11 protein-coding genes are annotated in these 15,528 nt (G+C 31.0%); 7 read left to right on the top strand and 4 right to left on the bottom strand.

Going from position 1 to position 15,528, the window contains the following annotated elements; translation table 11 throughout:
• The first annotated feature begins 115 nt into the window (after positions 1-115).
• The 5 genes from frhA (at position 116) to nrdD (ending at position 7,706) form a co-directional block, all read left to right on the top strand.
• Positions 116-1,345, top strand: a complete 1,230-nt coding sequence (frhA, locus tag MAEO_RS05270) for a coenzyme F420 hydrogenase subunit alpha (protein ID WP_232202515.1) — start codon at positions 116-118, stop codon at positions 1,343-1,345.
• A 133-nt stretch (positions 1,346-1,478) separates the two neighbouring features.
• Positions 1,479-2,027 carry a coenzyme F420-reducing hydrogenase, FrhD protein gene (frhD, locus tag MAEO_RS05265; RefSeq protein WP_011973754.1) on the top strand — a complete coding sequence of 183 codons (549 nt, stop codon included), beginning with the start codon at positions 1,479-1,481 and terminating at the stop codon, positions 2,025-2,027.
• Between the two features lie 105 nt (positions 2,028-2,132).
• Positions 2,133-2,816 (top strand): coenzyme F420 hydrogenase subunit gamma, encoded by a 684-nt coding sequence (gene frhG, locus MAEO_RS05260; protein WP_011973753.1) that lies wholly within the window; start codon positions 2,133-2,135, stop codon positions 2,814-2,816.
• A gap of 38 nt (positions 2,817-2,854) precedes the next feature.
• Positions 2,855-3,703 carry a coenzyme F420 hydrogenase subunit beta gene (gene frhB / locus MAEO_RS05255; protein ID WP_011973752.1) on the top strand — a complete coding sequence of 283 codons (849 nt, stop codon included), beginning with the start codon at positions 2,855-2,857 and terminating at the stop codon, positions 3,701-3,703.
• Positions 3,704-4,028: 325 nt separating this feature from the next.
• Positions 4,029-7,706 carry an anaerobic ribonucleoside-triphosphate reductase gene (nrdD, locus tag MAEO_RS07810; RefSeq protein ID WP_011973751.1) on the top strand — a complete coding sequence of 1,226 codons (3,678 nt, stop codon included), beginning with the start codon at positions 4,029-4,031 and terminating at the stop codon, positions 7,704-7,706.
• A gap of 39 nt (positions 7,707-7,745) precedes the next feature.
• Here nrdD and MAEO_RS05240 read toward each other — a convergent pair whose 3' ends face one another.
• Complete coding sequence (locus MAEO_RS05240) at positions 7,746-8,585, bottom strand: UbiA family prenyltransferase (RefSeq protein ID WP_011973750.1); 840 nt, start codon at positions 8,583-8,585, stop codon at positions 7,746-7,748.
• Positions 8,586-8,691: 106 nt separating this feature from the next.
• Between MAEO_RS05240 and MAEO_RS05235 the strand changes: the two genes are divergently transcribed.
• Entirely contained in the window at positions 8,692-9,522 is an 831-nt protein-coding gene (locus MAEO_RS05235; RefSeq protein ID WP_011973749.1) for a TIM barrel protein, read from the top strand.
• Between the two features lie 20 nt (positions 9,523-9,542).
• On the opposite strand, the gene glmS is transcribed toward MAEO_RS05235, so the two are convergent.
• A complete protein-coding gene (glmS, locus tag MAEO_RS05230; protein WP_011973748.1) occupies positions 9,543-11,402 on the bottom strand; it encodes a glutamine--fructose-6-phosphate transaminase (isomerizing) in 1,860 nt (619 codons plus the stop codon).
• Between the two features lie 741 nt (positions 11,403-12,143).
• Here glmS and MAEO_RS05225 point away from each other — a divergent pair.
• Positions 12,144-12,581, top strand: a complete 438-nt coding sequence (locus MAEO_RS05225; RefSeq protein ID WP_011973747.1) for a UPF0179 family protein — start codon at positions 12,144-12,146, stop codon at positions 12,579-12,581.
• Between the two features lie 2 nt (positions 12,582-12,583).
• Here MAEO_RS05225 and MAEO_RS05220 read toward each other — a convergent pair whose 3' ends face one another.
• Both MAEO_RS05220 and MAEO_RS05215 read right to left on the bottom strand, forming a co-directional pair.
• Positions 12,584-13,831 (bottom strand): aconitase X catalytic domain-containing protein, encoded by a 1,248-nt coding sequence (locus MAEO_RS05220; protein WP_011973746.1) that lies wholly within the window; start codon positions 13,829-13,831, stop codon positions 12,584-12,586.
• 250 nt (positions 13,832-14,081) lie between these two features.
• Positions 14,082-15,296: an NAD(P)-binding protein gene (locus MAEO_RS05215; RefSeq protein ID WP_011973744.1), complete on the bottom strand. Its 1,215-nt coding sequence runs from the start codon at positions 15,294-15,296 to the stop codon at positions 14,082-14,084.
• Positions 15,297-15,528: the final 232 nt, after the last annotated feature.

Here is a 15,528-nt window from a genome sequence, read left to right as displayed (position 1 = left end):
TTAATTGTTTTTTGTTGTGATTTAAAAAACTAATGTCCCCCATTTACATATTTAAAAGATATTTATTTTATATTGTGCTATTGAAATATATATTATTCATAAGGAGGTGAATATTGTGCCAGAAGAAATTAGAATTACCCCTACCACAAGACATGAGGGGCATGCTAAATTAATATTAGAAGTGAATGACGAAGGATCAGTAAGTAAAGCATATTACCCAAATACTACTCCCGTTAGGGGATTTGAGACAATGTTAAAGGGCAAACCTGCAAGTTTTGCACCTATTGCCGTTATGAGAATTTGCGGTATTTGTCAAACCACCCACGGTATAGCATCATGCGAGGCTGTTGAAGATGCAATTGGATGCGAAATACCAGAAGACGGTAAATTACTAAGAGAATTGGTGGGATTAGGAAACAGAATGCACTCCCACCCATTACATCATCTATTGACTGCTGACGACTTTATAAAACCAGAGGAAACTGAATTAAAAACAAGTGCTATTACCCTTATTCAAAGAATGAGGAAAGTAGGGCAGTTAATAGTAGATGTCGTAGGTGGGGAAGGAATACACCCACCAAACATAGTAATTGGTGGTATGAGAACCAATATTTCAGAAAGAGCAAAATCAAAATTATATTATGCTTGTAAACAATATGAAAAAGATGCCTATGAAATGTATGATGTATATACTATGTTAATCGAGAGATACCTCGAAGAAATCGGAATACCTGATTTAGGGGCTCACGACTTCCCATACTTAGCAACACATACAACATATGGAGATAAGGATGCTATAAGTTGGAATGATGTTACAGAAATACCTGCCCAAAGATACTATAAAAATAAAGAAGTAGCCCAAACATCAACAAGTCAAATACCACTTTATGGAGGAGTTCCAGTAGAAGGAGGTCCAAGAGCAAGAATGGTTAAATTTGGAGATTTAAAAGCTGGTGGCGGAGTAATGGATATAAACATTGCAAGAGCTATGGAAAACTTAGGAGCAGCATACAGGGCATTAGATATACTTGACCAACTAAATATTAATGGAAGCACAAAAGTAGTTCCAGAATATAAGGACGGTTCTGGAATTGGTGTTCATGAAGCTCCAAGAGCTACAAATACCCACATGGCAGAAGTTGGAAAAGACGGAAAAATTAAAAATTACAACATTATTGCAGCTTCAACATGGAACTTCCCAGTAGTTGAAAAGGCAATTGAAAAATACCCGCACGAATATGCAGAAGTCATAATGCGTGCCTATGATATATGAGCTTCATGTGCTACGCACATCATCGTAAAAGATGACCAGACAAAAGAATTAATTGAAGTAAGAAAAATATAAGATATTAAAAAGATGCGAGGGGAACTCGAAAGAGACCCAAGCAAATTAAAATATAATATAATTTAACATTATTATACTCATTATTGTAAATTAAAAATATATTAATATTTAATAATCATTACTGGGAGATATTGTGAATAAATTGCCAAATACCGATGAAATAAATGAATTAGATTTGTCATTATCATATTATAAGGAAATAATGGTATTGGCATGTGGAAATATTTTATTTGCCGACGATGGATTTAGTGTTCATGTATTGGAAAAACTACAAGATTTATTAACTGAGGAGGAGCGAGAATTTGTATCTTTGGTAGATGCAGGTGCCGGAGCTCCACAGCAAGTTTTATCTTTGATGGACGAAAATTCAGAAACAAAAAAAATCATTGTAGTTGATATAATCGATTATGGGCTAAATCCCGGAGAAATAAAAATTCTTGAAAAAGAATATTTACCAGACCCAGAACATACCAAATTAGATATTCACGACTGGCCATTATCAAGGGCATTACGGGAAGTATGCGATAAATATGACATTGAATTAAAAGTAGTAGGATGTCAGGCTAAATATGTTTCCGAACCCGATGTAGTTCTTGAATTAACAGAAGAAGTTGCGGGTGCTGTTGATGATGCTGTTAACTGGATATTAAATGAAATTAGAAATAATAAAAATAAAAATTAAAATTTTTATTTATCATATATTTATTTATATATATATTATATCTATATTATATCTAATACATATATAACTCATATATCAATTATAACTCAAAGAGGAGGCGTAATCATGGTAACAGTAGCTCATGTTCAATTGAGTAGTTGCTGTGGGTGTTTAGTATCCCTAACCGATACATACGAAAAACTTTTGGATGTATTGGGGGCAATTGACTTAGTTTATTCACAAACTATTGCAGATGCGAGAGAAATTCCTGAAGCCGATATTATATTAGTAGAAGGAAGTGTCTGTTTAGATGACCACCATGCAATGGAAATAGCTCAGGATGTAGGGAAAAAAGCAAAAATACTTGTAGCATTAGGGGCTTGTGCGGCAACAGGTGGAATTACCAGATTTTGTAGGGGTGGACAAATGTCAAAACCTATACACAGTTCATTTTCCCCTATTACTGAGGTTGTAAAATGTGATTTGGCAATTCCTGGATGTCCGCCATCGCCAGAAATTATAGTGGGGCTTATTACTGCAGCAATAGAGGGAGATATGGAATATTTAGCACCATTTTCAGAATTTGCTAAAAACAATACAGAAGCATGTGGATGCGATGTAATTGAAAAAGTAGTAAATAAATCGCTTTGTATGGGCTGTGGTTGCTGTGCGGCATCATGTCCTACAAGAGCTATTGAAATGGTGGAAGGAAGACCACTTATTTTAAATGAAGTATGTATAAAGTGCGGGTGCTGTGGATTCCAATGTCCAAGAATAGAACTTCCTAAAAATGTCATGGTATTGGAATAATTCATTGGATAATGGTAGAGCATAATCGAGGTGATTAAATGGATGCTTTTGGAAATTATAAATCAGTAATATCTGCAAGAATTGCAGATAAAGCAGTGCTTAAAAAAGTACAGGATGGAGGTATTGTAACCGCAGCATTTGTATATGGATTGGAAAACAACCTATTGGATGGTGCAGTTGTGGCAAGTGTGGGGGAAGAATTTAGGGCCGTTCCTAAGGTGGCAACCACAGTTGAAGAAATATTGGAAGCCGCAGGAACAAAATATACCACCTGTCCAAATTTATCGGTATTAAAACAAGCAATTAGAGAATACGGCTGTGAAAAGGTTGGAGTTGTTGGAACGCCATGCCAAATAATAGCTACAAGAAAATCCTTAAAATATCCAGTTGGATTTAGGCATATGAACGATAAAATTGCCTTAACAGTTGGTATTTTCTGTATGGAAAACTTCCCATACAATGGAATGAAAACCATAGTAGAAGAACACTGCGGAGTAAAAATGGATGATGTGGCTAAATTAGACATTGGAAAAGGAAAATTCTGGACATACACAAAATGGGGGGAAACAAAGTCAATTAAATTGGCCGATACTCACCCATATGAGCAAATAGCATGTCATGTATGCACAGATTATACCGCAGAATTAGCCGACATTTCAACAGGTTCAGTGGGTAGCCCTGATGGTTGGAGTACAGTATTTGCAAGAACTGAAAAAGGAGAAGAATTCCTTAATGGCATGGTAGAATCAGGATATTTAGAAACCAAACCAGTAAATGAAGGTAAATTTGGTTTAGAATTATTGGCAAAACTTGCAAACATTAAAAAGTCCAAAAACCAAAAAGAAATAGACCATAGAAAAGAAATTGGACTTCCAGTTCCTTACTAATTATTTATTTTTTAACTTTTTTAATTTATTATTTTGGAGATATTTCGTGGAGCTCCCAATATAAATTATAAGTATTTTTAAATATAATAAAATATTTACTTATTTAAATTTAAATTAAATCATATATAGGATTTAACAAAGTAAAAAATATTATATATTTTAAAAACATACTATTTTAAAATTAAATTTAAAAATCTATGCCAATATTATGCAAAATTATATACGAATTTCGTTAAATAAGATACGATATTGCACTATATCCAAACCGATATAATAATATACGGGGTAATGATATACTATAGATTAATACTTTTCTGGTGGTTAAATGATACATACAAATAAAGCCAAATGCAATATAACAATAGTTAAAAAGGACGGGAATGTAGAGTCTTTCAATGTCAATAAATTGGCAAAATCTCTTTTAAATTCTAATATAGATTATAAAGATGTGGATTTAGTTGTTAATATCGTTTGTAATAAAATTTACAACAATACATCCACAGAACAAATAAAAAAAATAGTATATGATATACTAAAAGAGATAGACGATAAAAAGGGCACAAAATACACAGAGAACTATCAATTTAAAAATATTTTAAAGGTCAGAACTTCTAAAAAGGAATTTGAAGCTTTTGATAAAAATAAAATAATAGATGCTCTCACAAATGAAACAGGAATTGATAAAGAAACGGCTCGAAAAATCGGAAATGACATTGAAAAAGAAGTAAAAAAATTTAATTTAAATTACTTGACTGCTCCAATGATTAGGGAGCTCGTAAATGCAAAATTAATTGAGTATGGATTAGAAGAATATCGGCAAAAACATACAAGGTTGGGAATTCCAGTTTATGACATCAAAAAACTTATAAACAAAGGAAGCAGGGAAAATGCAAACCTTATGCATAATCCAGAATCAATACACAAATGGGTTGCCGACGAAACAATGAAACAATATGCTTTATTGGAGGTATTTCCAAAGCATATTGCAGATGCACACATGAGAGGGGATATTCATTTGCATGATTTGGAGTATGCCGCAATAAGACCAGTATGCTGTCAGCACGATTTAAGAGAATTCTTTTTAAATGGGTTGAAGGTTGACGGAACTGGAAATCATACAAGTGTATCAAAACCTGCAAAACATGCCGAAGTTGCTATACAACATGCCGCAAAAGTGTTAAGTGCTGCACAATGTGAGATGAGTGGAGGTCAATCTATTGATGAGTTTAATATCTGGTTGGCACCGTATATGAAAGGATTGCCTTATGACCGGGTAAAACAGCTCATGCAAATGTTTATTTATGAAATGAATCAAATGTATGTGGCTCGTGGAGGTCAGTCATTAGTAAAAGACGAACTAATATTCATAAAAGACAATGAAAAATTAAAAATTTGCAAAATTGGAGAATATATTAATGAAGTAATGGAGAAATATAACGAAAAAATAACCGTTAATGGAGATACAGAAATATTATATTTAGATGAAAAAGATGAAGTATATACCATATCTGTAAATATCAATACGGGTAAGACAGAATTTAAAAGAGTTTATGCACTATCTAGGCATAAACCGCACAATAAAATCTATAAAGTCGTTGGAAAGGATGGAACAACGGTATCTATTACAGAAGACCACTCACTGTTCAATTACAATGAAAATGGACAACTTGTGCAGGTAAAACCAAAAGAAATGAGCCACATAATTAGAAACTTTGATAATCCATACACTATTGAGTACAAAATTGGAGACTTAATCAGTACAGAGTATGCAAGGTCAGATTCAAAATACAACAGCAGACAAAACGATATTCCTGAAAATATAGAAATAACAAAAGAATTATGTCAATTTTTAGGATTATTTGTTGCAGAAGGAAGTTATGGTACCAATAGTATAAGAATATCTACAACAGATGATGATGTCGTTAAATTCATAGAGAAGTTCTTAAAAAATATTAACGAAAACATTACCCTAACTATTGAAAAGGAGAACAATATTTTATTTACAAACAAAGGGGTGTATGAATTCATCAAAAATGTAATATGTATAAATAGCGGAGCTCCAAATAAAAACATTCCTGAATTTATACTGAAAGGGGACAAAGAAATAAAACAGGCATTTTTGGGCGGTCTTATAAGCGGAGACGGATACATCAGTAAAGATGGAAGAGTTCAGATATATACAACATCAGAACAATTGCTTGGACAACTGCATATTTTACTATCTGGATTAAACATGATGTATTCAATAAACAAAGTTAATGAAGAAGGGGAACGGGTTAAAATTAAAGGCATAGAATCCCAAAGAAACCATAAATTGTATGTAATTGAAATAGCGAAAAACAGTACTGATGTATTAGATGAATATATTATTCCAAAATGCAAAAAAGACAGAATAAAAGGTTCAGATTACGAGCAGTTAAGTTATGATTACAGAATAATAAAAGAATACCTAAGAAATATTGCGGATAAAAAACCATGCGATGATTACGCATGGAAATCATCAAATAGGAAATTAAAACTAACTACCTTGGAAAAAATTGAAGAAATGAATCCTGAATTAAGAGATGAAATAACTAAATTCAAATTGAACGTGCCATTTGAAATAAAAGAAATAAAAGAAACTGACTACGAAGAATATGTTTATGATTTAAGTGTTGAAGATAATGAAAATTTCATTACTGCAACAGGAATATTGTGCCATAATACAGTATTCAGTAGTATGAATTTAGAAATAGAAATTCCAAAATACTTAAAAGATAAACCTGCTGCAATTGCTGGAACTACGAGAGGAACTTATGGAGAATATGAAGAAGAGGCAAAAATGATATTGGAGGCCCTTATAGATGTAGTAATGGAGGGCGATGCCGTAGGAAAACCATTTTTATTCCCTAACTTTATAGTAAAATTAAGAGAAAATGCATTTAAAGATGAAAATAAACATCTTATGATAAAACTTCACGAATTAAGTAGTAAATGGGGATTACCTTATTTTATAAATATGAATCCAGAATGGCAGGCAAACAACACAAATGCCATGGGTTGTAGGACTAGATTAAGTGGGGATTGGACAGGAGATGCTGAACAAGATACACTTAGAACTGGAAATATGCAATGGTATACTCTTAATCTCCCTAGAATTGCCTACGAAGCAGGGGGGGACGACGATAAATTATTTGAGATATTGTCTGAAAAAATGGGCGTAATTAAAGAGGCACTTGATATAAAGCATGATATCACTCAAAAAATATTGAATGATAGAATAATGCCATTTATGACTCAAAGATTTGATAGGGAACAGGAAGAGGAACAATATTACAGATATGATAATACAACAAAAACATTTGGATTTGTTGGATTAAATGAGCTCCTACAATTCCATGTTGGCGAGGAGCTCCATCAGTCAAAAGAAGCTGTTGAATTTGGTAGAAAGGTAATAGAATTCATGAGAAATTATGCAAACAACCTTAAAAAAGAAACAGGTTTAAGATGGACAGTCACTCAAACACCAGCAGAATCCACAGCAGGACGATTTGCAAGATTAGACCACCAACACTATAAAAAAGAAACAGAATCAGTAGTTAAAGGAGATTTGTCCAACATTGGTTCTACATACTATACAAACTCCTCTCACCCAAGAGTAGATGAAGGCATAACGCTGGGCGAAAAAGTTGCAATTGATGAGGTATTCCACCCACTATGCAATGGAGGACATATGGGGCACTTCTGGAATGCAGAGGCATATGCTGACCCAGAGGCACTAATGGAGATAACAAGAAAAATATCCACAAGAGATGTAGGTTTCTGGACATACACTAAAAATTTAAGTATTTGTGAAAAATGTAGTGTTGCTATGGGAGGATTAAAGGATAATTGTAATAATTGTGGGAGTCTCGATATTCAAAAATACAGTAGAATTACCGGATACTTACAAAATATAAGTAATTGGAATGATGCTAAAAGAATGGAGTTAGCAGATAGAAAAAGCAATATTAAAAAGATTTAATTAATATTATATATTTATTATAAAATTTTTTATTCTTTTTTACATCAATGAACCAATTACGAAACTTAAAAGCACTAAATTCATTATTATTTTAATATATTTTGAGGAGCTCCCTGCAATTTCTTTTGAGGGATTTTTTAATAATTTTAAAACTGCCAATATAAATAAAACATTGCATATCATTATGGCCATTAAATAGGGAGCTCCGAACATACCCAATATATAAGGCAATGGACTTAGCAGTATAGAACAAAGTAAAAACCCAATCGCTACGAAAATAGAGTTTTTGCCATATTTTATAGGAAGTGAAATAACTCCTTCGGATTTATCTCCGTCTAAGTCTTCGTAATCTTTTATAATTTCCCTACTCCATGTAGCAAATAAAGCACAAAGAAACAATATTAGTGTAATTTCCACATTTCCAACCGATGCACCACCAAATATAAAAATAGAGCCAGTTAGGTATGCTACAATTAAATTTCCTATTATTTTGTTTCGTTTGTATTTTTTAGCATACAAATATAATACAATGGAATTAATTAAAGCAATTGCAAAACAAATCATATTAAATAATGATATTATAATCCCAGATATCATTAATAAATAAGAAAATATTGTTGCACTTTTTAATGATATTTTATTTGATGGTAATGGTCGGTTTGGCTTGTTTATTTTATCAATTTCAATGTCTTGTATATCATTTAAGGCATTTCCAAAGCCACAAACCAAAAATACAATTAAAGAGGCAAGTAATATATAACCAATTAATCCAAAATTAAAATTTGAAGCTATTAGCCCACCAATGATAGTTCCAAATGAAGCAGTTAAACAGTTTTTTACCCTTATTAATTCTAAATAATATTTTATTTTTAAATTCATAATTGCACCACACACCATATATTATGCCAATATTGATAATATCATAAATAATACACATATAGTATTTATTATAATTTATTGTAAATCATATTTAAAAGGAGATTTTATGTTAAAATTTGGAACAGCAGGAATACCATTAAATGTTAAACCAAGAACAACTTTGGGAGCATTTGAATTTTTGAAAAAAATTGAGTTAAAGGCTATGGAAATAGAATTTGTTAGGGGAGTTAATATAAAGGAGGAAAAGGCAGAGGAATTAAAAAATCACTCCAACAACCTTACATTAAGTGTCCATGCACCATATTATATAAATTTAAATGCTAAGGAGCAGGAAAAAGTTGAAAGTAGTATAAAAAGAATAACGGATTCCGCTAAAATATTAAGTATATTTGGAAAAATAAGCCCAAAAAATAAAAATGTGGTATTTCACCCGGGATATTATCTTAAAATGGATAAAGAAATAGTATATAAAACAATGATAAATAATATTAAAAGAATAATTGATTATTTGGAAGAAAATAAAATAAATGCAATGATTAGGCCAGAAACAACGGGAAAAATTACTCAATTTGGAAGTATTGAGGAATTAATATCCTTATCCGAAGAATTGGATATATTGCCATGTATAGATTTTTCCCATATTTATGCTCGAAGTTTGGGAAAAATAAATGATTATAATTCATTTTATAATATAATGGAAAATGTGGAAAATAAATTGGGAAAAAGAGCTATTCAGGATATTCATGCTCACATATCAGGAATAGAATATGGAAAAGGAGGAGAAAAAAATCATTTACCACTGGATAACTCCGAATTTAAATATAAAGAAGTTTTAAAAGTTTTAAAAGATTTTAATGTTTCAGGGACTGTAATTTGTGAAAGTCCAAAAATGGAGTATGATACAATCTTTTTAAAAAGAATATATGAAGAAATTTAATATAATATTATTTATTAAAATTATTCGACCGTAACACTTTTAGCCAATCCTCTGGGTTTATCTACATCTCTTCCCATTTCAACAGCTTTATAATATGCCAACAATTGACAGGCAGGGGCATAAACAAAAGGACTTACTTCTTCCATCACATCAGGAACTTTTATTATATTTTCAATATTTTGAGATTCCACAGGACTAACTCCAATTATTTTTCCATTTCGAGCTTTTATTTCTTCAATATTTGCCAACACGGATTTAAACAATTCCGATTTTGTAGGCGGAATTAATACAACTGTATCCATATTTTCGTCAATAAGAGATATTGTACCGTGTTTTAAAAACCCGCTACTCATACCTTCGGCATGTAGGTAAGTAATCTCTTTAAATTTCAGAGCCCCCTCCAATGAATTAGGCAAATTTACTCCCTTTGATATAAATAGATAGTTCGACGCAGTTAAATTTTTTGCTATTCGTTTTATATTTTCCCGTTCTTTCTCCCCAATTACTTCTTTAATGTAATTTGGTATGTTTTCCATTTCTTGCTGGTATTTACTCATATCTTTTCCAATAACCAACCCATATTCTATGAATAATCTATATAATATCATTAATTGGGACATATATGTTTTTGTGGCACATACTGATATTTCAATACCAGAACCCATCATAATTGTAATATCGGCCTCACGAGTTGCGGAGCTCCCAAGAACATTTACAATTGTGGCAGTTTTTGCCCCCTGTTTTTTGGCATATTTTAGGGCTTTTATGGTGTCATATGTTTCCCCACTTTGAGTAATTCCTATAACAAGCGTATTTTCGTCTATTATGCCTTTTACTAAAAATTCCGAGGAATCACATGGTATAATTAATTTATTATGATTTGAAAACCAATATTCTGCCACCATTGATGCATTTAATGAAGTCCCCATTGCAACAATATATATTTTATCATAATTTTTCATTTCCTTTGCCAATTCTTTTATCTCAGAAGTGGATATTTTGGAGGAATCTTTTATAATTTCAGGTTCTTCCATAATTTCCTTTAACATAAAGTGCTCGTATCCTCCCTTTTCAGCACTTTCTATATCCCATTCAATAGTTATTTTTTCTCTTTTATTGGTGGCATCTATATCGTTGTTGTATATTTTATATGATAAATTAGCGCCGGTACCATTGGCATCTGAATTGTTATCATCTTTTTTTAAAATTACAATATCTCCATCTTCTAATGGAATAATATCTTTTGTCCATTCTAAAAATGCAGATATATCACTCCCTAAAAAATATTCATTTTCCTTTAATCCCACAATAAGTGGGCTCTCATTTTTAACTCCCACCAACATATTCGGAAAGTTTTTGTTTAATATAAGAATAGCATAAGTTCCGTCAATTTTTTTAAGAGCCTCTTTTATTGCATATATATAATCGTTCTCAGAAGGACCGTCATATTTTTTTAATTCTTCTTCGATTAGGTGGGGTATTATCTCTGTATCGGTTTCTGATTTAAATTTATGTCCTTTATCCATTAATATGGTTTTTAATTCCGCATAGTTAGAAATTATTCCATTATGGACAACACATAAATTATTATTACAATCTGTATGGGGGTGGGCATTTTCCTTAGTTATCTTTCCATGGGTGCCCCACCTATCGTGGCTTATTCCCACATACCCATTCATATTTGAAAAGTCCTCTTTTGCAGACACTTCATTAACTTTACCAATATTTTTTTTTATTATGATATTTATGTCATTTGGATTGGTATTATCGATAATTCCAATACCGCAACTATCATATCCCCTATATTCTAGTCTTTTCAATCCGTTTAAAAGTATAGGTGATGCCTGCTGGTTTCCGATATATCCTATTATGCCACACATATTTACACCATATTTTATTATATTAATTAGATATTATTAATTAAATATTATTAATATTACTTCTTATTTATTATTATATATTATATCATAATATATAGATATAAAATATATCCGAAAAATTAAATGTTAAAGAAATTATTGGCAATCAAAGGTTTTTTAACCAATTGCCCATAATAGACCATAAAATATTAGTGAATTATAGTAAGTTCAATAACTGTCTCTTGTTTGTCCTATCGTAAAAATTCCTCTGGAATTTTGAGGTCCCCCTGGGATTCAATAATCTCTGATTATTGCATGTCGTAAAAACTCCTTCGGAGTTTTGAGAATTATTAATGAATTTCCTAATTTATTATAATATGATAAGATTTTAGCTTTTAATCGTAGCATATTTATGAAAAAGACCGAAGATTGACTATATAGTTAATCTTCAATAACTGTCCATTATCTGCCTAATTATTAACTAAAATCTCTTCGAGATTTTTTACAAAATCGAAGATTTTGTAAATGAATTTCTTCATTATTGACGATATGGATAGATTTAGCTTTTCATAGGATGTTTAGTGAAAAAGACCGAAGATTGACTATAAAATAATTAATTATAATAATTTTGTAGGTTATGGAATTTTATTAATGCAAAAGTTCTCAAACATCTTACATATATAATATCTTTTTATAATATATTTTGTAAATATTATTATTTATATTTATTATATTTATTATATATTATGCCTTGGTGAGATTATGGATAAACGAATAACCCTTATTGGAAGTAAAATAGCAAAAACTGGAAATGAATTTATTTATTGTGGTGTTTTGGAGGAATGTTCTGAATGTAGGTTTAAAAAAATATGTCATGATGGTTTGATAGTCGGGAAAAGATATAGGATAGTTAGTGTTAGGTCTGCAAAGCATCCATGCATAGCATATGGGGACGGAGTTAAAGTTATTGAGGTAGAGCCCTCTAATAATTTTACAATACTTATTGAATCAAAAAAGGCACTGGAGGGTTTAACCTTATCCCACAGCGATATTCAATGCAATAATATATTATGTAAATACTATAATTTATGTCATTCCGAAGGAATGCCTGAAAAATATAAAATCATGGAGCTCCATGAAAAAATAAAATGTCCAAAAGGAAATTCACTAATAAAAGCCACAGTATCTACTATCAATTAATATTAAATTCCTTTTTTTAATATTTCTTGTATATTTCCAAATAATACGGAGCTCCCACAAAAGCTCGGAAGATATCGGGAAGCTTTACCAGAATTTGTTGCAATGTTTTTATACCCCATGTCCTCGATAGGAGCTACAACCATACAGGTATCTATTACTATTTTACCTCCTGCATTTTCTATTATTTCGGTCCAGCCCATTCTATCTACAATGGATTTGATATATATTGATGTGCAAACCCATAAATCACATTTAAATTTATTATTGTCATTTTTATCCAAATTATTATTTTGTATAAATTCAACAATTTCTTTAATTTCTTCTAAATCACAATGTGGGCAACCAACACATATTAAATCAACTTCATCTGTGGAATTTAATGAATTGTATTCATTTTCTATGTCCTCTTTTGAAATTATTATTTTTTCAATGTAGTTTTCCCCCTCTTTCTCAATATAATTTTTAGCCCATTGGGATTCTGGTGTGATGTTTTCAACATGATATAATGCTACCCCTCCACTTGCTGCCATTGAAGCACCCAATCCTTTTAATTTACTTGTTTTAATGGGAGCTCCTTTTATGTCATTTTTATTAAATCTAAAATATGGAACTCCATTTTTAACAATTTTTCCAACAATTGAACCCAGAGCTCCGAAGTCAGCAGTGTTATTTAGTGGAGCTCCCACTTCTACAATATGTGTTGGGACTCTATTTTCATCTAAATGATAGCCATAATATGGAGTTTTTCCCAATATTGCACTAGCTAGAGCAGAAGGACCGCCTTCTCTATTTGTTTTTGCCCCAATTATTGAATTTGCATAGGATACAGCAGAGGATTCCGCCCAGGATATATGGGAGCCTTTCATAGGAATATTACCACATAAATATGGTGTGCAGGTGCAACCTAATTCTATGCCCAATTTTCTAAAACATGTTATTATTTCAAGCTGTTTTTTTGCAAATTCTTTTGGAATTCCCAATGTCTCATAATTATTTAAATCCATTCCAGCAGGATTTAGCGTAGTATGGACTGATACTTTTACTCCTTGTTTTGACATGTCTTTTAAAAATTCCAGCCCTTTATCTCCTATGGTTTTATATGATACTCCCGAAACTTGTGCAGAAGTAATTGGAATAAGTTTTTCAGCACCATATATGTCCCCCAATGATACTATGAGATTCATACAGGTTTCAAGAGTTTCCCCCATTTCTCCATTATATATTTTTTCTTCATCTTTTGTGAGATACATTATAACACCATTTATAGTAAGTTCAATAGCCGTCCTTATCCGTCCTAATTATTGGTATATTCACTATATTTTTAGTAATATAATAATATATTTGCTTTCAATTACGGCATTATACGAAAAAGCCCGAGATTGACTATAAGATATTTATATCAATATATTTAATTAATATATTTATATGGGATATATATTATTAAGGTGAACTACTCTGCCCTTATGGACGGAGCTCCCGCCGACATTAAATAAATATACACTACTTATTAATATCATTTATACTGTCCATTACTTTCATCACACTTAACGCAACGCCTTCAACTTCAATTCCACCTTTTCCCTTAACTCCATCTCCAACTAGATACAGCCTATCATTAACAATAGGATTTAAATCCGTTCCATTTGAAGCATGATTTACAGGCATATCATCCCTATATGATTGAATATGTATAATTTCATAGTTAATATTTTTTTCAGAATATATATTTTCAATATCATTTAACATAATATCTATTTCTTTTTTAACATTGTTTGTTATTTGTATTCCGTGCACCATTATTAAATTTCGTCCTTCTTTTGCAAGATTTTTATCCACATTTGATGGGCAGTTAAATCCATTTATCCTTTCGCATTCGGGAGTGAATACTATGGTATTATGATTTATTAGTTTTTCTTTACTACCTATGGCTATTTTAATCCCTTTTGAGGGAATTGGTTTTTTTCCATTATTATTGCCATTATTTATTATGTCCACATTTGATATTTTTTCCGTAATTGTGGGCGATAAATTACTTATTACTATATCAAATTCATTTGAGTCAATGTATCCTTTGTTATTTTCTATCGTAATGTTTTTTACATTGTAATTAGTTATAATTTTTCCATTATTTTTTTCTATTACTTTTACAAGTTCGTTAATTATGGAACTACATCCTCCAACAATCATTCCAGGACCGCCAAATTTTTTATAGTGTTTCGCAATTTCTTTTACTTCACTTATTGGTGTATCATCCGCAGTTAAACTTAAAGCCCAACCTGTAAACGAGTTTCCAACCTCGTAGGCATAAGGAATATCTTTTAATAACTCTCCAAACGAGGCATTATCGTCAAATTTTCCCATTTTTAAATCTGCCATTAATTTTAAGGCTTTTAATTTATCTTTAAATCCAACAATACCAAATAATTCTTTATATGTTCTATCTTTGCCTTTAATTTTAAAATATCCCTCAACGGCCGAATTAATTATATTTACGGAACAACCTGCTTTTTTAATAAGTTGGGCTAAATAACCGTCTGCCCCATGTGGCACCATGTGGAGGGCTCCAGTAGTTAATTGATATCCTTTATATGGTAAGTTAGTAAATCTACCCCCTACAATTGGCAATTTTTCATATATTGTTATATCGTAGTTTTTTGATAAAATTGCACCCGCCAATAATCCGCCTAATCCAGCTCCTACTATTCCTATTTTCATAATATCACATAGAAAGTATTTTTATTATTATTAGTATTATTATTATCCATTATTGTAATTATGGGTTTTATTATAAAATTAAATATGTCATAATACTATTAAAAAAAATAAAGAATATTAAAAATATAAAAAAATGAATTTTTTAAAATATTAAAAATATATAATTTATTTGAATAAAATATATTGGGGATTATTATGGAGCTCCTAAATATATAATTCATTAATAATTAAA

Origin of the sequence: Methanococcus aeolicus Nankai-3 (assembly GCF_000017185.1) — an archaeon.
Taxonomy (GTDB): domain Archaea; phylum AGJL01; class Methanococci; order Methanococcales; family Methanococcaceae; genus Methanofervidicoccus; species Methanofervidicoccus aeolicus.
The sequence above is the reverse complement of the archived record's forward strand: the minus strand, read 5'-3'. Positions and strand labels throughout refer to the sequence as shown.